The sequence below is a fragment of the Klebsiella grimontii genome, from assembly GCF_900200035.1.
GTDB lineage: Bacteria > Pseudomonadota > Gammaproteobacteria > Enterobacterales > Enterobacteriaceae > Klebsiella > Klebsiella grimontii.
Genome location: NZ_FZTC01000029.1, coordinates 1 through 21,550 on the forward strand (window position 1 = coordinate 1; position 21,550 = coordinate 21,550).

Annotated in this window: 30 protein-coding genes; 1 reads left to right on the forward strand and 29 read right to left on the reverse strand. The window is 47.0% G+C overall.

Annotated features, from left to right (window positions below; translation table 11 throughout):
* Positions 1–613: 613 nt before the first annotated feature.
* Both umuC and umuD read right to left on the reverse strand, forming a co-directional pair.
* Positions 614–1,885: a translesion error-prone DNA polymerase V subunit UmuC gene (gene umuC, locus KOSB73_RS24785; protein WP_064371437.1), complete on the reverse strand. Its 1,272-nt coding sequence runs from the start codon at positions 1,883–1,885 to the stop codon at positions 614–616.
* The gene (umuD, locus tag KOSB73_RS24790) at positions 1,885–2,307 is read right to left on the reverse strand and encodes a translesion error-prone DNA polymerase V autoproteolytic subunit (RefSeq protein WP_042928382.1); all 423 of its coding nucleotides are present in this window, start codon (positions 2,305–2,307) and stop codon (positions 1,885–1,887) included. The genes umuC and umuD overlap by 1 nt, the downstream gene beginning before the upstream one ends.
* Positions 2,308–2,610: 303 nt before the next feature.
* On the opposite strand from umuD, the gene KOSB73_RS24795 reads away from it, so the two are divergent.
* Entirely contained in the window at positions 2,611–3,027 is a 417-nt protein-coding gene (locus tag KOSB73_RS24795; protein WP_052544865.1) for a hypothetical protein, read from the forward strand.
* 1,160 nt (positions 3,028–4,187) lie between these two features.
* On the opposite strand, the gene KOSB73_RS24800 is transcribed toward KOSB73_RS24795, so the two are convergent.
* The 27 genes from KOSB73_RS24800 to KOSB73_RS24925 form a co-directional block, all read right to left on the reverse strand.
* Positions 4,188–5,219: a CRISPR-associated protein Csf2 gene (locus KOSB73_RS24800; protein WP_170916005.1), complete on the reverse strand. Its 1,032-nt coding sequence runs from the start codon at positions 5,217–5,219 to the stop codon at positions 4,188–4,190.
* Positions 5,220–5,224: 5 nt separating this feature from the next.
* Positions 5,225–5,932 (reverse strand): hypothetical protein, encoded by a 708-nt coding sequence (locus KOSB73_RS24805; RefSeq protein WP_042928379.1) that lies wholly within the window; start codon positions 5,930–5,932, stop codon positions 5,225–5,227.
* Positions 5,926–7,800 (reverse strand): helicase C-terminal domain-containing protein, encoded by a 1,875-nt coding sequence (locus tag KOSB73_RS24810; RefSeq protein WP_009654201.1) that lies wholly within the window; start codon positions 7,798–7,800, stop codon positions 5,926–5,928. The genes KOSB73_RS24805 and KOSB73_RS24810 overlap by 7 nt, the downstream gene beginning before the upstream one ends.
* Before the next feature lie 2 nt (positions 7,801–7,802).
* Complete coding sequence (locus KOSB73_RS24815; protein ID WP_064371373.1) at positions 7,803–8,375, reverse strand: type I-E CRISPR-associated protein Cas6/Cse3/CasE; 573 nt, start codon at positions 8,373–8,375, stop codon at positions 7,803–7,805.
* Positions 8,376–8,377: 2 nt separating this feature from the next.
* Positions 8,378–9,112, reverse strand: a complete 735-nt coding sequence (locus tag KOSB73_RS24820) for a hypothetical protein (protein WP_009654207.1) — start codon at positions 9,110–9,112, stop codon at positions 8,378–8,380.
* A gap of 232 nt (positions 9,113–9,344) precedes the next feature.
* A complete protein-coding gene (locus KOSB73_RS24825; protein ID WP_009654200.1) occupies positions 9,345–9,833 on the reverse strand; it encodes a hypothetical protein in 489 nt (162 codons plus the stop codon).
* 57 nt (positions 9,834–9,890) lie between these two features.
* Entirely contained in the window at positions 9,891–10,301 is a 411-nt protein-coding gene (locus KOSB73_RS24830) for a hypothetical protein (RefSeq protein ID WP_009654235.1), read from the reverse strand.
* Positions 10,302–10,324: 23 nt separating this feature from the next.
* The gene (locus KOSB73_RS24835) at positions 10,325–10,744 is read right to left on the reverse strand and encodes a hypothetical protein (RefSeq protein WP_042928373.1); all 420 of its coding nucleotides are present in this window, start codon (positions 10,742–10,744) and stop codon (positions 10,325–10,327) included.
* The gene (locus tag KOSB73_RS24840) at positions 10,737–10,919 is read right to left on the reverse strand and encodes a hypothetical protein (protein ID WP_009654202.1); all 183 of its coding nucleotides are present in this window, start codon (positions 10,917–10,919) and stop codon (positions 10,737–10,739) included. The genes KOSB73_RS24835 and KOSB73_RS24840 overlap by 8 nt, the downstream gene beginning before the upstream one ends.
* Entirely contained in the window at positions 10,912–11,334 is a 423-nt protein-coding gene (locus KOSB73_RS24845) for a hypothetical protein (RefSeq protein WP_009654205.1), read from the reverse strand. Before KOSB73_RS24845 ends, KOSB73_RS24840 begins: the two co-directional genes overlap by 8 nt.
* A 104-nt stretch (positions 11,335–11,438) precedes the next feature.
* Positions 11,439–12,674 carry a hypothetical protein gene (locus tag KOSB73_RS24850; protein ID WP_009654221.1) on the reverse strand — a complete coding sequence of 412 codons (1,236 nt, stop codon included), beginning with the start codon at positions 12,672–12,674 and terminating at the stop codon, positions 11,439–11,441.
* A gap of 646 nt (positions 12,675–13,320) precedes the next feature.
* On the reverse strand, positions 13,321–13,485 hold the full coding sequence (locus KOSB73_RS30945) for a hypothetical protein (RefSeq protein WP_009654241.1): 165 nt from the start codon (positions 13,483–13,485) through the stop codon (positions 13,321–13,323).
* A gap of 83 nt (positions 13,486–13,568) precedes the next feature.
* Complete coding sequence (locus tag KOSB73_RS24855) at positions 13,569–13,997, reverse strand: hypothetical protein (protein WP_042928372.1); 429 nt, start codon at positions 13,995–13,997, stop codon at positions 13,569–13,571.
* Between the two features lie 34 nt (positions 13,998–14,031).
* Positions 14,032–14,277 (reverse strand): hypothetical protein, encoded by a 246-nt coding sequence (locus KOSB73_RS24860; protein ID WP_042928371.1) that lies wholly within the window; start codon positions 14,275–14,277, stop codon positions 14,032–14,034.
* Positions 14,274–14,618: a DUF957 domain-containing protein gene (locus tag KOSB73_RS24865; protein WP_009654234.1), complete on the reverse strand. Its 345-nt coding sequence runs from the start codon at positions 14,616–14,618 to the stop codon at positions 14,274–14,276. Before KOSB73_RS24865 ends, KOSB73_RS24860 begins: the two co-directional genes overlap by 4 nt.
* 265 nt (positions 14,619–14,883) lie before the next feature.
* On the reverse strand, positions 14,884–15,516 hold the full coding sequence (locus KOSB73_RS24870; protein WP_009654218.1) for a polyamine aminopropyltransferase: 633 nt from the start codon (positions 15,514–15,516) through the stop codon (positions 14,884–14,886).
* A gap of 85 nt (positions 15,517–15,601) precedes the next feature.
* Positions 15,602–16,036, reverse strand: coding sequence for a hypothetical protein (locus KOSB73_RS24875; protein WP_042928370.1), 435 nt, complete (start codon positions 16,034–16,036; stop codon positions 15,602–15,604).
* 89 nt (positions 16,037–16,125) lie between these two features.
* Positions 16,126–16,446: a hypothetical protein gene (locus tag KOSB73_RS24880; protein ID WP_009654204.1), complete on the reverse strand. Its 321-nt coding sequence runs from the start codon at positions 16,444–16,446 to the stop codon at positions 16,126–16,128.
* A gap of 252 nt (positions 16,447–16,698) precedes the next feature.
* Positions 16,699–16,986, reverse strand: coding sequence for a hypothetical protein (locus KOSB73_RS24885; RefSeq protein ID WP_009654227.1), 288 nt, complete (start codon positions 16,984–16,986; stop codon positions 16,699–16,701).
* Between the two features lie 92 nt (positions 16,987–17,078).
* Positions 17,079–17,600 (reverse strand): DUF262 domain-containing protein, encoded by a 522-nt coding sequence (locus KOSB73_RS24890; RefSeq protein WP_017900700.1) that lies wholly within the window; start codon positions 17,598–17,600, stop codon positions 17,079–17,081.
* Positions 17,601–17,639: 39 nt separating this feature from the next.
* Positions 17,640–18,272: a hypothetical protein gene (locus tag KOSB73_RS24895; RefSeq protein WP_064371374.1), complete on the reverse strand. Its 633-nt coding sequence runs from the start codon at positions 18,270–18,272 to the stop codon at positions 17,640–17,642.
* Positions 18,273–18,528: 256 nt separating this feature from the next.
* Positions 18,529–18,861, reverse strand: coding sequence for a hypothetical protein (locus tag KOSB73_RS31395; RefSeq protein ID WP_305955157.1), 333 nt, complete (start codon positions 18,859–18,861; stop codon positions 18,529–18,531).
* A gap of 369 nt (positions 18,862–19,230) precedes the next feature.
* Complete coding sequence (locus KOSB73_RS24905) at positions 19,231–19,515, reverse strand: hypothetical protein (RefSeq protein ID WP_017900702.1); 285 nt, start codon at positions 19,513–19,515, stop codon at positions 19,231–19,233.
* The gene (locus tag KOSB73_RS24910; protein WP_370516297.1) at positions 19,512–19,946 is read right to left on the reverse strand and encodes a hypothetical protein; all 435 of its coding nucleotides are present in this window, start codon (positions 19,944–19,946) and stop codon (positions 19,512–19,514) included. Before KOSB73_RS24910 ends, KOSB73_RS24905 begins: the two co-directional genes overlap by 4 nt.
* On the reverse strand, positions 19,943–20,155 hold the full coding sequence (locus KOSB73_RS31215) for a hypothetical protein (RefSeq protein WP_009654219.1): 213 nt from the start codon (positions 20,153–20,155) through the stop codon (positions 19,943–19,945). Before KOSB73_RS31215 ends, KOSB73_RS24910 begins: the two co-directional genes overlap by 4 nt.
* On the reverse strand, positions 20,156–21,229 hold the full coding sequence (locus KOSB73_RS24920; protein WP_009654209.1) for a hypothetical protein: 1,074 nt from the start codon (positions 21,227–21,229) through the stop codon (positions 20,156–20,158).
* Between the two features lie 3 nt (positions 21,230–21,232).
* Positions 21,233–21,454: a hypothetical protein gene (locus tag KOSB73_RS24925; protein WP_042928367.1), complete on the reverse strand. Its 222-nt coding sequence runs from the start codon at positions 21,452–21,454 to the stop codon at positions 21,233–21,235.
* Positions 21,455–21,550 lie beyond the last annotated feature (96 nt).

Here is a 21,550-nt window from a genome sequence, read left to right on the forward strand (position 1 = left end):
CAACTAAATGGGTGCAGTGCAGGTTAATTGAAAAATTACTCGGGGCTTTCTGCTTTCTGCCACACAACATCCAAACCACTCAAACATCATGAGGCAAAAAAGCCTCAAGCGCCGTCATCATTATACCCTGTATAACCCCACCCTCCCAGGTCTAAAATGATGATAAGTGAATAATATTTTAGATAGTTTTTGACGTATTTTCTGCCAGGCTCACCAGCCTCTTCTGAGGTTGAGTCGTCTCTTGCTCCCTGCCGGTCTTCTCCCGATTATCCCCTTCTGCTTTCCCTGAAACTGCCCATGTTGTCGTGCCAGGCGGTGACTAACAGTCCAGTTACCACGTTCGTATTGGGCTATGTATGGTTCTGTGTAGACACAGAGCAGCGCCAAAACAACCCCCTTGTTCTCCAGATACGCTCGTACTTTTTGTTTACAGAAGGGTCGGGGCTGCTGTTTGAAGATTAACTCTAAAAAAACGACGAGTGACCATGTCAAAATTCCCCAGGCATTATCAAATAGCAGTAGCGGCATATTGGAATAGTTATTGTTGTGCAAATATCAACCACCAGCTAATGAGACTGAGCAGCCTGTATACATTTTCCCTGATTGTGATACTTCAGAGTGTAGCGATCGGTATGGAGTCCCACTGGGTCGTGTAAGCCGGAGAGAGCATGTCTCTCTTCATTGTCCACGCCGGTGCGATGCCTCGACCTGCAAACCATACTTTGCCTTTGCCTGAATTATTGATCGTATCCAGTACGTTCATGAGTGCATCGCTGTTCGCATAAGGCTTCCCTTCATCAAACAGCGAGAGCTGAGTCACGCCAGCTGGTTTGAAATCGTTCAGCATGACGCCTGCCTTGGCGTAGTTATGTCCCTCTTTCCAGATCTTATCCAGAGCACGCCCAGCAGCTGCAATAAGGTCTCGTGTATCACGTGATGGGATGCTGAGTCGCTCGCTTGCAATTTTGCTGTAATACGGTTCATTTTTGGAAAAAGGAGAGGTTTTAATGAAAACAGACAGGTGGCCGCAGTACTGACGTTCCTGCCGCAGCTTTTCCGCAGCACGTTCAGCATACTGGCAAATTGCCTGCCGCATGGATTCATACGTTGTAATGCGCTGTCCAAAGCTCCTGCTGCATACGATCTGTTGTTTTGGCGGAGGGGCATCTTCCAGATTAATACAACTTTCCCCCCTGAGTTCTCTTACGGTACGCTCAAGGACTACAGTGAAGTTTCTTCGTATGAATGCAGGGTTTGCCCTAGCCAGCTCCAGCGCAGTGGTTATGCCCATTGCATGAAGCTTACTCGTGGTTCGTCCACCAACCCCCCACACCTCCTCTACCGGCATCAGAGAAAGCATCTTGTCGATCCGATTACGCTGGCCTGCAGTCAGCGCGAGTACCCCTCCGAACTGGGGCCAGGTCTTGCTGGAATACTGGCAGGCTTTTGCCAGCGTTTTGGTCGGAGCCAGCCCCACACCAATAGTCAGGCCTGTACTTCGGTAGACGTGCTCACGCAGCTGGTGGCCGAAATCTTCATATGACATACAGTTTTCAATGCCACCCGCCCAAATAAAAGATTCATCAATGCTGTACTCTTCTACGCCAGGCGATAATTCCGCCAGACAGGACTGTACCCGGGAACTTAGACTCGCGTAGAGTTCATAATTGGACGAAAAGGCTATAACAGGTTCTGAGAACTTCTGATCACGTAATTTGAACCAAGGTAATCCCATAGGAATACCTAATTTTTTGGCTTCTTTTGATCTGGCGATTACACAGCCGTCGTTATTACTCAAAACAATCAATGGCTTATCTCTAAGGTCAGGGCGAAAAACCTTTTCGCAGCTTGCATAGAAGCTGTTTACATCAGCCAGTGCATACATCAGATATTACCCCGAGCACGGTGAACCCAATGTGTCACCACGCCGAAAATAGTAAGTTCATCAGGATTAGGGAAAATAGGCGAATAGGCATTATTCATGGGCAGAAGGGCCAGTTCCGGAGTAGTCTGGAGCTGTTTAACTGTGAAGCCACCGTCCACTTCGGCAATCACAATGTCTCGGTTCTGAGGACGTAGTGAACGGTCCACCACCAGCAAATCTCCATCCCGCATTCCTACATCCTGCATGCTGTTCCCTTGCGCCCTGACGAAATAGGTTGCAGAGGGATGCCTTATGCAATAATCGTTCAGGTCTAACTCACTGGAGGTATAGTCTTGGGCCGGGCTTGGAAACCCGGCAGCGCATCGGTCCACAAACAATGGGAGCGCGATTACTTCAGGGTTATCTTTAGGAATCAAAAACATAAGCAGAATCTCTCAAAAATACACAACTGTATAAATACACAGTATAATTTGTATTTTTTCAGGTGCCTAGTCCATCAGGACTCAAGTAAACAGATTCAAAGGCAACCTCATAATTTCTGGCTGTTTTTCATCTGGGTAAACCCAAACACTGGCATCGAGGCGTCTACCAGACGATATCAAATGATGAAGCTGATCGTACACTCCATTTTGATTGCATCAGCCCTTTAATTCCCGCTTGTGACTCATAAATAATGATTACAATTACGACACGTGATAAATTATAAAAAAAGGAGGGCGTTTCTCATGAAAATGAAACCTATCATTCTAACAATAATGTCAGGCTTATTGCTTACTGGATGCGATCAAGTTAAAGACTCGGTTGACAATTATGTAAAGCAGGTTTTCTTAATGGATGATGCTTTTAAATTACCATCGATAGTTATTTCTCCAGGTTGGAGAATTAACGATCACGGAAGTATTGCAGAAGTATATGGGAATAAAGATTGTCCTACCTTATTTGGCGATGACATTAGGTCGGGATGTATTGTTATCGATCCGGAAGATGAAACCGTAAGAGCATTCATAGTTAAGGCGAATTCAGGACGCGAAGAAGTGGTCAAGGAAGTATGGATAGTGGAGCATCGGGGAGAATTCCCGCACGTCAATTTTAGATTAAAACGACCTGATAACTCATATGTAACCCCTTGGCACCAGGCATAATACCGTGGAGCTATCTAGGATATTAGGTTATTGAGTTGAATTTTGTGTAAACGTCTATACGAAAGAAAAGTAACTTTCCTTGAGCAAATATTCTAACATTGAGTTGCTTCATCATGAATGCAGGAGAAGAAATTGCCAGGAACGCGCTACTGTTTGAGTTAATCGACTAGACGAAATCAGGGATGCGCCCCCTGCTCGCCAAAATTCATTCGCATCACTCCCCACGAGATTGTGGGCACACAAGAGAGGAATCACGGAGAGCTTTCGCTATCGTCCATCCCCCCGTTTACGGGGCCCGCCCCGAAAACCATCAATTCCGAAAAGACCAACTGGTCTATAACCCCCGCATGCGGGGGACATACATACAGGGAAGCGGGACTGACGCGCTGAAGAACCGATAACCCCCGGATGCGGGGGATACACTTCCAGACACCAGGTGGAACCCGGTCATACAACCGATAACCCCCGCATCCGGGGGATAAACTGTGGCGAGGTCGTCGCCCCATATTTAGTCTACCGATAACCCCCACAACCGGGGGACACACTCGGGAAGGAGATTTTATGATCTGGTTGTGGACCGATAACCCCCGTCCCCGGGGGACGCACTGCAACTGAACAGAATTGGGATCATTGATATGACGATAACCCCCGCCAGCGGGGGACATACTGCTGGTTAAGCTCAGCAGGTAGAGCGCCTGCCCCGATAACCCCCGCCTGCGAGAAACAGACCGCGTTTTGGCAACAGCGCCGCAAATGGGACACCAATAACCCCCGGCTGCGGGGGACATACATAACCTCGCTCATCCAGGTCATTTCTGCCTACCGATAACCCCCGCCAGCAGGGGACATATACAGTCCTTGGCGATGAAACTGTTAACGGAGACCGATAACCCCCGCCAGCGGGGGACATACATAATCAAATAAGCAGCTCACCGCCCCTGTGGCCGATAACCCCCGCCAGCGGGGGACATACCAGAGTGCGCGGTCTCATGGTTTGACTAAATACCGATAACCCCCGCCAGCGGGGGACATACTAGCCCAACAACGAGAGCCAGTAATCCAATCGCCGATAACCCCCGCCAGCGGGGGACATACTCCAAAACTAACCAATTGATTGTAAAATAATAAAATGCCACTCGCAAATCTACCAACTAATGGCGTTAGCGGGTAGTGAAATCGAACGATTGGTTATCATTGAATGCCTTCACCATCGCAGTCAGCTCATCCCCTTTAATATTTACGCCATTAGGTGTGATGCTGATTTCCCCCAGAGTAACGGGGACCAACTCACCCGGTTTCCACGTAGTCACTGTCCAGTTTGCCTCCACCAGCCCACAGTTATGGTTTGCATGACCACCAAAACGAGGTTCGGCAGCAAAACGAATTAGCGCGGAAATGAACAGTCCGGCTTCTTCGTCAGTCGCATTTTTAATGCTCATGCGGTGGCTGAGTTCTGCGCCGGTAATGAATGCTTCGTACGGGTCGATAGGACGTCGAATAGATTCACGGGATTCCTGTTTCTGGTCCTTCCTTGCCTGAATCTTTTCGTCCAGAACTTTCAATTTGATCTGGAGCTCAGCCTTCGCGTCTTTATCTGCAGACTTCATCTCTTTTTTGATTGCGTCTTGTTCAGATTTAATCTGGGAGATATCAACACTGGCTTCTGCCTGTTCTTCCAACAGCCGTTCAAGGCGGTCGACCTGGTCCGTCTCAAGATAATCCATCAAGTTTTCGTTTCTTTCAAACATAATGGCGCGAGCCCCGCCGCCAAACATAGCCCATTGGTTATCACCTGTCGGAATAGCATTTCCAATGCCAGCTTTCCCGCTCAGACCCCAGCGGCCAAAAAGACTGAGCAGGGGATTTTTGCTACGCAGTTCAGAACCGGCATTAATTTCGCCTGCAGCAAAAGTTTCCGCCTCACCATTAATATCTACGCCCTGGGCGAGCATGAAGTGCTCGGCAAGGTCGAACGGAGCTTTACCTTCGGTATTGAGACCCACACGATCGACAACGACCAGGTGAGCAGCATGGCGGAGGGTACCTCGAATGCTGGTGCCGGGGAAATACGGTGCGGAATTGAAGCCACCGTTGCGAGGCAAACGATGCCCTGTAGTTGTGACTGCATTTTTTAAGGAAACGGTCATTGGTTCTAAAGTCGAAATTTTACCGTTGAAATTTAAAGTTCTCATATTAGTTAGCCTCGCAATAAAGCAGAAATCAGTTGAGTTCGGACTGGTGCTGGATAAACCACGCTGGTTTTATCACCGATGAAATAGGGGGGAACGAGAGGAGATACACCTCTAATCCCATCTAGTCCCTTATTAACAGGTACGGGTCTTGTCGCCATCCCTTCGAAGGAAATGCTCGTGTCGCAATCCAGGGGAATAATCATCACGTTATTGAATTCCCCGTTAGCCGCTGAGAAATAGTCGTACCCGACGCCAACATGGGCGTGGTTAAGGAGAATTTCTACAGATTCGTCGTCGCCGACAAAATCAAAAGTTAAATAAGGTGCGGAATACGCAGGTCGGGTTGTCATCCTTTTTTTAGTTGGGCCACCGGTCGTGATTACCCGGGTGAACTTGCCGCCACGGGAGCGAGGTGAAAACATAGCGGAGCTTAATTTCTCATCTCCGAGGTAATCACACCGCACGCTGCTGGCCGCACCTATCCCCTGCTCAGGTGTAATACCAAAACGCAGAGATGAAGCGTGGAAAACACCTAGTTCGTCGTTAAAAAGAAGAATTTCTTTCAGTCGTGCCAGAACAGTATCAGGCTCGTTACTGGGGATAACCTGAGATAGTGCTTCATAGAGGATGCCGTCTAATGACGGGGCAATCCCGCTGATTACTACCGGCGTCAGGGATGACATAATTACCCTATACGGTTTTAGATTTAACACTGGATGTCCTCTTCACAATGTGCCGGAGAGAGTATTTCGCATGAGCGGTATTCACGGCGGAATCGAACGGGAATGATATGTTCCAGGGATCGATGCCTTGACGACAGGTCGGCAGGTTCCGGGAAGCGCGGGTCAAGAATCATTATTCTGATACTATCGGTTTCACTGCGGATACCCCGCCCTACCGACTGTTTCCCTTTGCGGATAACTTTTCGCAAATTTTCGAGGTAAATAGTCCGGTGAACGGATTCCAGAGTGAGTCCATAGCCACGGTCTTTCAGGTAACCGTAAAGGCTTTCAACCTTCATCCTGTCCGGCGGCGGGAAAGGGATTCTGGTGATGAGTAGATCGTGGAAAATCTGTTCGCCTTGCTCTCCTCTCGGACTCAGACCAACAGATGCGCCAGCTGAAATCAGAATGCCAGGCTTCTTCTGGTAGAGTTTGATTATTTCAGATAGCGGCTGACCCGCCTGCTGGATATATACCGGTTGCGAAACTTCACCCAGTCGACCGGCGATAGCACGGGTTTCTGAATGACTCGCAGTTAACACCAGGACGGGGCCAGGCATGCGGGATAGCTGGTCAGTGACTGCAGCAAGCCATTTACTGGAAAACTCCTGTTCTTTGGGGTCGCTAAAGACTTTAGGGAAAGCCGCACCGGCTATAGTAAGAGTCATAGTGCCATAGCTTTCTGGAGCGAAAATTCTTTTGATTGAAACCATATCGTCATTGAGCGCCAGCGTTTTGCACAACCACTCCATGCCGCCCTCTGGTGTGTTGGTAATCGCAAGCGTAGCGGACGTCAGTAATGCGCTGCGCCACTGGGTGCAGTACCTGCCAAGGTTCATACCAATAAACGGATTAACAGCGATTAAAGCGGGTTCATAGCGAACTTTGGAGACACCGATCCCTTTCTGCCCTCCGGACATCCCGAGCATTTCCCACCTGTAGATGCAATCAAAGAAAGATTTACGGGGCTCTTCATCTTTGATTTTTCGCCCGACCATCGCCAGCGCTTTAAAGCTGCGGTCAAAGAGTTCAACGGCTTCGGGCGTACTACAAAAATGCAGACCACCAGCGATTTTGGTAATATCGCTTTCCAGCTCTTTGATAATCTCAACGCCAGTTCTAGGGATATATGCGCTGAACGAACTGAGCAACTCGCGGAGATTGAAGCGGCGTTGTTTCCAGACCTCTAACATATCGACAAACATGTCCGCCTCATCGACGATCAGGTACAGATTCTCTTTGTCTCCCAGGATGCCGTGATTGCAAAGGCAATCAATCATCACCATAGCGTGAGTTGTGACGATGAAGTCTGCGTTCAGTGCTTCACGTCGAATATCGTTAACATTCTGGATATCATCCCAGAAAGAAAACGTGACCATATCCGGCTTTATCAGCGTCGGTAGTTCACCATACTCCTCTTCAAATTCAACCAGAGGTTTTGACCAGCCCCGTAGTTTTTCAAGAAGCTGAACGGTCTCCGAATCATAGGTATCACTCACCCGAAGGAGCTCCCGCACTTTATCCGGCGAAATATAGCTGGCTTTCCCCATCAGACGGGAAAAAGTAACTTTTATTCCGGCCTCTTCTGCCATACGTTCCAGACTTAGACGGTCGCTTCTGAAAATCTGATGCATCAGGGCATGGGAGTTAGTTGCGATAACAAATTTTGCCCCAGGGTTTTTCACCAGAATCTGCATGGCCGGAACCAGGTACCCTAACGTTTTACCCACACCTGTTTCGGCGCTGAGTAACGCCAGCTTGTTTTGGACATTAAGGCCCAGGCCAGCGGCCTCAATAAAGTCCTGCTGGACTTTACGTAAAGAAAGCCCGGCGCTCGTGAAACAAGCAGCTGTATCCATGTTCATAGTCCCTGCCCTGTCAGGTGCATGAAGCCGCAACCAAAGACTCGTTTGGGACCAATGCCAAAGACAATAGCTTTCTCTGCTTCCTGTTTGTTGCTGACAACGACCGTACCCTGGATCGTGAACACCGGTAGCGTAAAGCCACGACCGGAATTGCCCTTCCCAACGTGAACAATTTCAGCCCCACCTACGACAATATGGTCGGGCTCGAAACCGGCATTGATTATTTTGTTAACGGCCAGATCATGTTTTTTATCGTCAGAAGGTGCGTACTGACGTCGGCCAGTACCTTCTGTCTGATTGGCTTTATGGAAAATGGCCATGGAAGTGATGAACGAAATCCCATCCCCCTCGGATAGCGTAAGCTCACGCGGTTTTTCACCGGGTAGGCCAAGAGGTGATGCTGTGCGAACAAGCAACTGTGCATCATTAGCGGTACCAGGAAGAATTTTAAAAGAATATGGCAGCTTCTCCCCCTTCCGCTCCTGAACGAAGAAATCCAGGTGCTGGTGGATTCGATAAATACTCGTGTGCGGTATCCGTAAACGAAATGCATTATCGTAGAAAATCATAGTTATACCTTTTTCAAAAGACGCAAAATGCTAAGGCGCTGATGCGGATCAGTCGGTAACAACTGCAACAAAGGAATGAGGTTGTCTTTTTTAAACTGATTAGATGCTGCCTCAGGGGTTATCCGTGAAAAGGCCAGTTGGGTTACCGTTCGAATAAAGGCATCTATTTCTTTTTTGGAATAGTTCTGCATTTCCAGATGAAGTTCTTTAGCTTTATTTAAATCGAGCGTGAAAAGGACTTCATTCTGAGTGGTCATTAGCTGATCCGCACAGGTAAAAATAGCATCGCCGCTAAGACTAACCCGTAATGACCGGATAAGCTCGTATGTTTTGACACCGAAGTTTTGGATATAAATGATCGGGAATTTCAGGTTGGTGTTAAACAGATATTCCAGGTGCTGACCGCTCGTTGCAGTCACAACGTTCACTGCTTCGAAAAAATGCGTGGGTAGCTTATTGACCACCCCCTGAGGAGCCAATAAAACAGCGCTGTTATTTTCCAGATTAATGACTGCCCCTACCCCTGACCACATGCCAAATTTCTGTCCGGTGGTGGGTTTTTTTGGGTTCTCGACGCCCATAAGCTCTGGCGCTGAGACAAAAAAAGTCTGACAGGAACGGCAATGAGCCACGTTTTCACCATAGCCATTGACCATCAGGAAACCGGCATGACCAAACTCGTCCGGGTCACGCTGACAACATGAACATTTTTGAGGGATAGATACTGATTCCCCCATGAAAGGTTCCACGATATGTGTAAGCGACTGAAAGACTAAATCGACTGGATGAGTCAAAATTATTCCCCTTAAAAGCCCACCATAGCGATGGCGGCAAGATTAAAAATGCATAACCGCTGTCCACCCTCAACCAGAGAAATGACTGAGAGGACATTTTATTCTTTGATTGGGGTATGAAAGACCTCAACCAGAAAAGGTGGGGGATGATCGCCTTCACCTGATCACTTATTTTCTAGTGCAGAACGGGACCTGTTTTCGGTGGTTCCACGGAGTTGTCTTTGCCTTTCATCTCTTGCAAATCGCTATGCCCCATCAGCGTCGAAAACATAGTGCGGTAACCCACTGGTAAACGCGACAGTAGGCCCGTGCACAATTCAAGGTCGACCGGTTGCCCGGTGACCATGACTCTATGCCCAGAAGCATGGACCGCCTGAATACATTCTATGACTTTGTCTGAGTCAAACCGGAGAATGTCATCAATGACTACGTCAAATCCTGTGAACATCGTGGAGATATGATCACATTCGGCAAATTGCTGAGGTGTGGGATATAAAGCATTCGGTAATTCGAGTTTTGCCAGATAAGATTTACCTGCGCCTGCTTCACCGATGATAAATACCAGTGCGTTATCTTCTGTTTGCTTTAGATAAAGGGCAATCGCGCCCCTGTAATTCTCCACATTTGCTTTTACTAAAGCGGGCAATGCATTATCTCGTTTCATAGAAAATACCTTATTAGTTTTTATTTCATTGAAAAAAGAACACTACTAAAATACGTATCAATCATTTTTCCAGTAAGTCACGCCATCATCGCAACTGTAACCGGTCTGCCCTGGCTCTCCGCCAATAAACAGGCCTGCCTGCCCTTTCAGGGATATACCGACACCAGTGGTTGTTGACCCATCTTTTTTAGCAACAATTTTACAGTGGTCTTTTGCCCAGTCTCGCCATTCAGCTTCATTTTTGTTTTTGGCAGAAAAGAATAAGGTCGTAAAGAGTATCGTCCCGCCAAGAGCAATTAACAAAACAAACAATGTGAGCAGTGGTTTTAAATGGGAAAAATCTTTCCTAAAAACACCAAAAACAATCATCAGGAACAGCATAACTAATAACAGAATGCCAAACGCACGAACGGGAAACCAGGAACCCGCCTCCCATATAGAAGACAATTCAACACCATCAGAACTCATATTTTCACCTTAACAAATGTGCGTCAATTGACTGTAAATTCTAAAATCGAACTAAATTCCGATTGTTCAGGAAAAACAGGCTTAAGCCCTGCACGTCTAGCCATCCTCGTTGCCAGGATTAATATGTCTGTTGTGTCGGATAATGTGATCTGCTTGTGTGCTATCTGGATATCTTCATCTGTTAGCACTAATCCAGAAGGTGTAAACACCCCTGACTCAATGGTAATAACGAAGGTAGCACCTTGCTCATTAAAGAGAACCATCTCCGTAAGAGCACCAGCAGCACGATAGCTCGTCAAAATAATTTTGGTGATAATCCCGTGAGCTGCGATACATGAATTAATGAATCCATCGCCTTGCTCAGTCTGAATAATGCGGTCGGTAGAAGTCACACCAAACAGAAATTTTGAACCGTTTCTTTCCTGATTGTTCGTGTCAGTCATCACTGTCACCAAAGGCTTCATAGTACGCAGAATCAACAGCCATTCCCGCTTCATAGGCCTGCACCCAGTCAGCCTTTTCTCCAGCGACATCACCATTCAGTTCAGCCAAAATCTGGAGTTGTTCAAACCAAAGCTCAAACGATGAATTTTGTTTTGTTGAAGCGAAATCAGCCATGCTTTTTCACCTTATCAACCTGATTAGTTGACCGCCGGAACATCATCATCACAATACCGATACCAATAAGCACGGTCGTTCCGTATATAAAATAACCCCCAAGGTTATAGATATTTACGCCCAGCAAGGTTAGAGACTGTCCGTCTGGTATAAGAAAATTGAAAACAAAATACCACCAGCCAAAAAGTGTACCTTCCAGGAAAAGCATTTTTGGATAAATACTGATTGAGCTTGAAGCAAACAAATACAGAGCCACCAGCAACACAATCATTATCCAGAAAAATGCAGCTATAACAGCTGAAAAACCAAAGCTCAGAAATGTAAAGGCGACGGAATCTTTTCCTGATAAACCGCTGAATCCATAAACCAGCAAAGCCACAACGGCAAATAAAATAATAAGCTTAATAAAATTCATTTTATGTATGTCCCTGGCTTGTCTGAAAACAAGCCGGTAATGTGTTCGAAATGAACTTAACAGGATGTTAGCCGGGGATATCTCCCCGGTTACGGATTATTACCTTACTGTTCTGTAGTTTTTTTCTGGATTTTTTCCAGATGTTTATCGTAGCTGTCTTTGGCCGCAGTCAGCAGCAGAAACTCTTCATAGGATAAAGTCAGCTGATACTGCGCTTTAGCGAGAACTTCCGCACCGTCTTCCATAAACGGAATTTCTTTCGCTTCAGTAACGATACGGTTAATAACATCAAGGGAGTTGTCTACAATCTCCTTAGAGATTTTTTTCGGCAGCACATCGAATACAGACGGCTGAGTTTTGATATTTGGTTTAGGTTCGCGTTTCGGTGCCGGTGTTGGTGTTGGTTCGGTATTGTTACTCTCTGCACCTTCTTCCGAGCCACCAGCCGCGCCAGCCACGCTACCCGCAGAACCATCCACCGCACCACCGGATGCGCCGGATGCGCCGGATGCGTCACCTGCATCAGTCGTTGTAATGGTTGTCACGTTGCCATCAGATTCACCGGTGGGGCCGTTTTCGCCTGTCCGTTGAGCCAGAATGACCTGACCAATAGTTTTGTCAGTGGCTTTACCAAACTTATCAAACGCTTCCTGAATGATAGCAACACAGTTATCAGGGTATTTTTCCATCACGTCGAGCGCCGCGTAATATGCGACAACACCTTTTACGACCAGACCTTTTAACGCTTCCGGGGCGGTGTGAACTTTGAGCAATTTACGAACATGGGTAACGGAGACTTTCCGGGCTTCGGCAAGTTCCTCAATGCTCATAGGCTCTTCGCTATCGTTGTGCAGGCGGTACAGTGATTCTGCCTGCGCAACGATAGAAACCGGCAGTTGATCGTTACCTTTAAGGTTAAAGAGCTCTGCTTTACCATCCGAGCCACGAAACTCGTCAACACGGATTTTATCTACCGGGCCTTCTCCACGTTCTTCGCGAATTTTATTAGCCAGAGGGATTGCACGGTGACGGCAGTGTCCCTGACGAATGACAACCTGGCCATCACGAACCTGGACAACCATAGGGGCCATTTCCAGAGGGCTATCGGCATATTGCTGCGCCAGACGCGCCAGGTGGTCCTTAACTTCCGGGAGTTCCCAGTAAGCCTCACCCAGGCCTGCGGTACGGGTGTTGAAGCCAGGGATAATGTTCAGATGCGTCGGGTCCATAACAAGACCATTGCCCAGACGACCACCGATACCATTTTTTTCTAAGAAGGTGCGCAGAGAAACATTTTCGATTTTGGTTTTAGCTGGAGTTGCCATAGTTGCAGTAGTCATTGAATTTTCCTCTTCCTGTTGTATGTGGTTAAACGGTCATTGCCGTTGTTAGACCCAGGATACATTTTCAAAACGCTCCATCAAGCCCCTATTTTCACTTTGGCGTGAAAAAAGTTACTTTTTTTTGTTCACGGCAAAAATTCTACACATGATTTCTTTGTGACAAGGGAACCAGGAGGCGGATTTTAGTGTTTAGAGGAAGAAAATTTTTGTAGTGGTTTCCCGTATTCCATAATTTCTGGAGCATTTTTAATGAGATGCGAGAAATGAAGGGTCATAGAGAGGATGCGTGTTTCATTGGTTTTACGGCATAAATCGTCAAAAGTTACTTTTTTTGAGGGTAGAAAAGACGCTCGGACACGTTTACCAGGGCAGAAAAGTAACTATTCAGGTGCTGAGTCCGTGTTTTCAAAAGTAACTTTTTGATAAAAGCAACGATCGGGTAAGGAGGCAAAGTTTGTGGGGAAAGGAAAAATTATTTTTATCTGATTGTGAAAATCATAGACGTTCGACCTCTAATGTTGATTCCTGTTCGAAAAATGGACGAACGAACGACGATGAAAAAGTAACTTTGCAGGTTCAGAACCACGCCGTCGGAAACATAGCAGGTACCAGTATCCTGCTATGCACAGATCAGCGCATCTGTTTAGCTCGCCTTTGATTGCAGCTCTTTGCGAGCGTTCGCGATCAACTCGTTCACTTCGTCGCGGTCAAATCCTGGCATTGCGGGCAGAACCGTATCAGAAGGCACAGCATCAATCCACTCCAGCGCAGCAACCAGTGCACTGAGTAATTGTTCGTTAGTTTTCATTCAAACCTCTCTTAACCATTTTATTTATAGTGTTTTTTAAAAGTAACTTTTTCTGACTGCAAACCATGCTCATGCTGAGCAGGTCAGCGTCCATTCCCCGAATGATGCCTTTTCGCTCGAATCTCTTCAATTAACTCATTGTACTTCTGTTCAACCGAGGTCGTGTCGAGACCCATTCGTTTGGCTTCTGCAATGCGTAGCTCTAAATCGAGCAGGTCTGCACATCTCGTCACCTGCGGAGTATCGACGCCGTTAAGAATGGCAGGAGGATTGAGATAAAGTGCTGTACATTCCATATTGGTGAAAATTACCGCTGATTCCACTTCCCCCCGCTGGAGTTGGCGCAGATTAACCGCATCCACATATGCAACTGGTTTTTGACTGGCTCTTGCCAAAAACGTTTGAGCCAGCCACCGTTTTTCTTCATCACAATACGGGTTATCAGCAATTTCCTTAATGCGCCCTAAGCTCATTCCACCGCCATCGGGCCTGAAGGCTTTGCTCTCAGACATGTTCCGTCCTCTGCATCTCAGTTGAGTTAAAGGATCAATCCAGGGTGACGAGCCTGAATGTTTTCGTCAGAAAATCTATGCCACGTTGATATGCTTCAGCCAGAATGCGATCTTCATCAGAAACACAATTCCAGGACCGAATGGTCTCAAGTCGGCTTCGCCAGATTTTCAGCAACACAACTTCAAGATATACCCGGCGATCCACCAGCAACTCCGGTGAGGCCTCCAGTATATAAAAGTTAATTTGCTTAACTGCCGGGCATTGGGCTATTTCGGTCATTCTGATGCCCATCCGAGAAGAGCGTTATGCAGCTCCAGAGCACCGGAAGTCCGGAGTTCTGCATCACTGTATGAAATACCCAGTCGGTCCATGACGCAATCCGCATCCAGAAAGTCTGAGCTTGCGTCCAGAGCGTCTTTAACGACCTGCTTATGTTTAACCTTTAATAGGTTACTCACTTCATCGTTAAATACATCAAATTTTAAACCAGCGATAGCAGACTGAACTGCGGGTATCATGGCTGCGGAGTCAATATCATCAGCAAAGATGATATCTGTTTCCATTTCAACATTACCCTTAAGCCAGGCGAGAAGTATTTCTAAAGAATTTTGTGTACTCATAATAAACCCCAGAATAAAGTAAGCAGATATATCACCTTGTAGTGATGCGCAATTTATGTGCGAAAACCACAGATAACCCGAACTCCAGGGTACATTATTTAATTGCGTATGCAACCCCCATTTTAATAACAAAGATGGAGGTTAACGGAAGATCTATTAACTCGAATTAAGCCAGAAAAACAACAATAGCACCTAAACATACCACGTCATAACTTCTGAATTAAAACACGGCCATACCGGTGTTATATACGAAAATTTATTTTCATTAAACCCTTTGCAGCCATTTTTCAATTTCACCCTCAATCTGGATAAAATTAATTAACTCTTTCTGGCATTGTTCCTTACCCCAGGAACCCTGCCACTGGCAACGATAAAGGTACTTTCTTTCCAACATTTCCATTTCATCAAGATTCCCCATTGAGAACTGAGGCCATATGTCGTGCCAGCATACATCATAGGTGACCTCTGCTGGTGGAACGAAAGTCATCGCATCTGCACAGATAATTTCTACGCGTTTATCGTCCGCAAAGCTCGCGGCGACAAGGTTGATCACGTCCTGCTCTTTCTCAATAACAGTAACGTGCGTGACGTCTGCTTTCATTAATACTGCATTAAGCACCATTCCAAGGCCCAGTCCATTGATAAGCACGTGGCCTGTCGCCCGCTCGATGAAATCCATGCAGGTCCGTATTTCCATCGGTGTGTTGGACATCACGACATCACTGTTGTATGAGAGACGACGATACTCTCCCGCTGGAATAAATTCATCCTGATTGCCTGAAAAGTCGGCACGAATAGCAAGACGTTCTGCGTCATTTTCGGTGATAGTGAAAGTATCCAATGTCCACGAGCCGGATTTACCGTCTTTGACTGGGAGATCAGAAAAAATAGCGTTCATACGGCCTACCTGAATTTCCGAGACGTTGATGACGTAAAATTATCACAGTATTGCAGCTGATGCAGGGATATGGAGCCAAGAAAGTCTATTTTTCCCGCCGCCATTGTATGTAGCGCTCAAGTCGCATACACATTAGTGCTGTATCCCGTGCCCCCTGAGCCGCAACCGCACTTGACGTACGCCGACCGCCGTTCCCGGTGAACTCACGTAGAGAGGCCCCCTGTAGCGACTTAATATCACCTCCCATTCGTGAGAAAAGCGCTTGCAGATCGTCAAGGTTAAGGTGTTTCCACCGATTATCCGACTGTTCGATATCATCTTGGTTTGCTTTCTCATAGCGTTCCTCACGTGTTAAAAGCTCACCCGGTCTAGCTTTCCTGAATGCTTCTGTAGCACCTTCAATTGCCCGAGCCTTACTGCTGGCAAAGATATATTTAGCGCCAGCTGAATATCGGTATTTCCATCGTTCGCCGAAGTTCTGTAGTAGGTCAAATTCAATTAGTTCCTTTTCAGTTACCATAATTCAGCCTTTACTTTCTGGTTAAACACAAAAAATCAGGTTAGATTTCGCGAAAAGTATATTAATCTGCTCGCGCATAAACCCTTATATTATGAAGCCTGCGCTGCTTTTTTCTTCCTAAACTCTACAACGGAATACCAGGCAGAAGACAAGAAAGAGAAAACGCAGATAAGATATTTGAATTTATCGCCTAGAACGTAACCATTAATCATCATGGCGAGAATTATGCCAGCGGCTATAATCCACGCAACGCCACTCCAAAGATGCATTTTTTCCGCCACAATGTTTATCAGAATGAAAATGCCTGCAAGGAGCGCCCCCCATAATGCAGGTTCCTCCAGGAACGGGTTTATAACGAGGTTGATACCAGTAAAAAAAGTAACCACTGCAAATGAAACGGATTTACGCATACTAACCACCTTCATGGAAAAAATTCATAAGCATCACTTTCTTCCTCCCTTTCCCAGTATCTGATTTTCCGGCGAATAGCCGGAGGGGGTTTTAGGTATTAATGCTAATATACGGCTCAACGTTCAAGGAAAGACTGCCGATTTACGGATAGTAACGGTATTCAGGATTTACGGCTACTGACAAAATAATCGGCCAACTAATATCCCCCACAATGACGTTTACCAGTCACTCTTTACCGAAAGTATTCTCCACTACCAGTCCCCCCCTTCAACCCTCAAGCCAGGAGCTGCATGGGCTAAAAGCTCCTGCTGCGCCACGTCAGACTTGCTATGGCTCTCCCCCAGCAGTAAGCATAACGTGCCGGATGCGGCATAATACGATGCATCCGGGAAATGCTCGTGAATTTCATCCAGGAGTCTGGAGAGATTTTTTGCCGTCCGGTAAAAACGGGAGGCGGCGTTTGGCATTGCTTCGCTCAACAATTCATGTGCTGTAACATCGTCATTATTGATTGCGTCTAAAACCTGATTCTGATCCACTTAACAGACCTCCCGATATACATCCTGAAAGGGTTGGTGCAAACCAGCAACTGACTCATCATGCTCTCGTTAACTGACAAGTTGACTGATCGTTACTGAATATTTCCTTTGAGTGCGAGAACCCTGTGTTTATGCTCCTCGCTTTGTGGCATGCCGGTGAAGTTAACTGCAATAAAATAGTCAAGACGGTCTTGTGGCGTGGCGTCATCAAGCACCACGGCGGTTAACGTGGGGGCACCAAAGGCGAGTTGCTCACCACGAGTTAGGTCCTGCCAGAAAACCGGCCCCCCTGCGAGCGCCAGTGAAATTTTGTTGTTGATAAACAGCCTTAACGTTGTCAGTCGCTGCTTGCCGTCAACAACCTCAATATATGCACCATCCCGGGACGCCCAGTCGGGGGCTCTCGCCAGCGCCACATACCCCAGAGGAAAGCCGGATATCAGCCCCTGTAAAAAAGCCTGTTGTTCCTCATGCCCCCAGACATAGTCACGTTGATAGTCGGCATCGAAATCCAGTGCGCCATCCTTCAGCCACTTGATGTACATGTCAACCGGATACTCCCCCGTTCTGGCCCGAAAGATTTCAGCGTCCCGAACTCTGTTGGTACTGGTCATAATTCTCATCTTCCTTTCATACCGGCCACATTCGAATGGCTAACTACACCAGTGAATCACATGGTTTGAGTCGTATTTTTTTCCGTTGACGATGATAGCAACTCCCGTATCGCGTGTGTCTCGTACAAAACCAATGCCTAACAAATTACCGTTCTCATCCCATGCGATGATCTGCGCTCCATCGAGTGGCCGCTCTTGAGGGAAAAAAGCAGCATACCTCCCTTCTGCAACGCGGAGCCTTTTACCTTTTCGCTCTGTTTCTGCCGGTGCGACTGACGCAGATTGAGCGTTTATGTAAAGCGGCAACGTCTTACCAGACTTTGGCTCAGTCGTCATGGCTGCATAACGAGTATGCCCCTTGAGAAGACGTATTGCCGCCTCTCCATCCACGTAGAACATAGGGATGTTTGTTTCTTGTTGTTCGCAATCAGGTGAAGTGTTCCCTTTAAGGAGTTGCTCATGCTCTTTCAGACCAGCAGTAGCTACAGAAATCAACGAATCAAAATCACAGACCATCGTCTTACCATGATGCTCATCTGAATTAGCGATGACCGTTAAAGAACGAACGAGCACTGCATTATCAGCAACAAGTATTTTCAACCAATCCTGTAACTCAATGTTCCCAGGGCATGCGGATATCTGGCGTAACTGTAGTTCGTTTAATGCTTTCATTTAATTCACCATGAAATATTTAAGTGAAAATATCGCGTTACCACTCAGATAACACTAAAGTTGATTAAATTATCCCAATCCACCAGCTGTTTAGTTGTTCTTTTTTAAAGCAGGCCTGTCGCCTGCTCTTCCAGAATGGATACAAGCGTAAATGTCCATTGCTGCTGGTGGAAGGTATTTATAGGGTTTGCTGTGTATTATTTCCGTTCTTTACCCATTACCGGCACGACACTTTGTTTGTCACACATTACTGAACTTAATCACCGTCAGGGAACTCTTGTTCCACTGCCTGGACCATTTCAGCCTTCTCTTCATGAGTCAACGCTTCCCAGGCAACTTTAGCCAGTGGCGGGTTACCATCAGTCTCTGCTGTAATGTACGACCATAGCTTTCTGTAAAGATCATCACCCACGCCGTCGAGACATTCAGCCACTTCATCAACTGTCCAGTAATTAAGTAGGTCTGGCATAGCGATTTCATTATCAGGGCAATCGTCAGAAGTACAAACATCAGTATCGTCATAGCTGCGTCCGCAATGGTCGCATTCAAAATTAATTACATGCTTTTTTTGTTCAGGTACCTTGCTCATGTTCATCGCTCCCGGAATGTGGTGTCCAGTCTTGGATAAAATTATTCGACCTCAAACCAGGATACTATTTCGAATCGTTTTCGCAAGCCCCTAATTGCATATCACCAGGAAAGAAACTTTTTCTGACGGCATCCAATGGTCGCTCCACAAAAAATAAACCATGGTGATTTCATAAACACTGAGAAATAATTAACGATGAATTAAAATATTCTCCCCGAAGCATGAAAAAGTAAACATGGAGAATATCTAAAAACACCCGATAGTGCCGGGGATTATCACTGCTGGGGAGAAAAGAAAGTAACTTTTTCTGACTGTTATGCTGACAGGTATCCGAGATCAATTGCATCATGGCACTGTAAGCAACCCTCATCAGGGCAAACCGCGCTCTTTCCTTGTCTGAGAACCATTTGCGGCTTTTGCTCCTTCAGGCGTCAACTTCACGCTATACCAGGTGTAATTCTGCTTTACGCAATCACTGCAAAAATCAACGAGACCATTTCTAAAGAGGACGGGAAGCGACGGGCAGTTGACTCTGCGCGTACCGTTGTCCTCATCTCCACGCCTTCCATCGCCCTGTAGAAAGTATCTGGTGCCGCTTTTCATTCGGCGCAGCGTATAGACTTGCGCGTCTGTTAATCTGATTTTCTGTGTCATGACTCATCCTTTTTAGCAGCCAGGCAGGCTTCCTTCAGTACCCACTCCACGGCATCTTTCCAGGCTCCCGTTTCTACTGACGGATTTTCACGTTTAACCTGTTCATAAAAATCTACAGCTTTAATCAATGCATCCGGCACTACCGGCACTACCGGCGCTGGCTTAGCGTGGCGAAAGAGCGGGATATCTCCCGCCTCATGGTTCTGTTTGCCCCAAATCAGAGAGGTTTCTCGGCCCATAGCAATGTGATGAAGGTTTCGTTCATCGGTGAACACTATCGGCTCGCCGTCCATTGCGGCCATGCGACGTTCCTGTAGCTCTCGCAGCGCCAGTGCGAGGTCGTCATTCTTTGCAAACGCTGTTAAATCGTATTCTGTGGCACTTTCCAACAATTCTGAAATCCGGCGATCTGTTAACTGGTTATTGGTCACTGATTGGTTCCTCGTGAAATTTTATGGCCCGGAGCATAACAGCGTTGCCGGTCTTTGCTGATCCGCCAGCCAGCTTCGCGCGCCTGCTGAGAAATGTCGGTCATATTCCGGCCAATAAAATCAGCCTGCCCTTGCGGATAAATTTCCCCAGACTGACAACCTTCACAGTCGCAATACAAATCTGCGCAAAATCCCTCAGTTATGCCCATCTACTCAGCCTCCACCTTGATGCCAGCAGCAGCTAGCAAAACGGCCTCTACTACCTCCATGGAAGGAGTGCCCTCCCAACATTCGCATTTGTCGTCGTAGCCTATCGCGTTCTGAACTTTGCTGATAAATTCCGGATCAATTTTCCAACCCGGGCCAGAATCTTTAGGTTTCGGCAGCTTCACGGTGCGGGACTCCAGCTCTGCAATCTTTCTCTGCTGCTTTAATAGCTTTAGCTGGAGAATGACTAACTGGTCTCGTGCCACTTCATTCTCGGTTTGTATGTTCTCCAGCGCCTCTAGAATGCAACTGTCTGGATTTACCGGAGCATTGCCAGCCAGCATACGGATAATAGCGGAACCGCGTGCGGCATATTCAGTAATGGATACGTCAGAGCCAGTGTCCACATCGTCGATCTCAAACCGTAAATCTACTGTGTCGCTATCGATATCAGCAGCCTCAAAACCACCGATAAGCTCTAGTACGGCGGCTACATGCTCGACCTCATCTGGCACGACCTGTTCTCGCCGCTCGACCTCGGTTCTCCAGCCGTGATACCACATAAATGCGCAGTACGCGGCAACGTCGCGGGGGTCACCTTTAGCGATATGCTCGTGGAAAGCTGTCTGGCACTCAATTTCCCAATTTGCGTATGACCAGTTATCTGAGTGGCCGTACTTGAGTTGCGCCTTATACAGTTTTTCAGCCAGTGCTGTGCAGAAGTTGGTCACCAGCTTTTGCGTATCCGGGTGAAGCCCGGATGGAACTGACGGGATACATTTTCCGTTCAGTTTTGCCACTTCATCAATACATCGGTGCCAGACGTCAACGCCTGTGCTTAATTCATGCGCATTTATGCGATCATTCGACATCTTAGGGGGAAGCTTAATGCCCACCGGTTCGCGACCTGTTGCTGCCTTGCGACGTTGCTGTAGCTCTGCCAGAAAGGCTTTAGCATCACTGAAGATTTCAAAATTCTCTCTGTCTGCCGGGTCACTGTAATGTTCTTCCATCGCAACAAAGTAATCACTGATGGTGGAGAGGCGTTCGTCTGTTAAAGGTAATTTAGTGGTCATTTGTTAAGCCCTCACCCAACCTTTAGAGGTGCTACGGATTTGCCCTGCCTTACGTAGTGCTTGCAGTCTGCGGTCAAGGATTCTGAACGGTTCCGGCTTGTTCTCTTCAGCCGCGATTTTTTTGCATTCCTCAGCTACATCCCTGACGTACACACTGGAAAATGGCGTTGGTTGCCCACCAATTTTGTTCATTATTTTTAAATCGAGCACTTCATATTTGGTCATTGGTTGGCTCCGTCTGACTTTAAGTTGTCAATGCAGAACTGCGTTAGGGCCGTGGCTTTCTCGCCAGTTATTCGATACCTGTATGGCTTCCCGAAC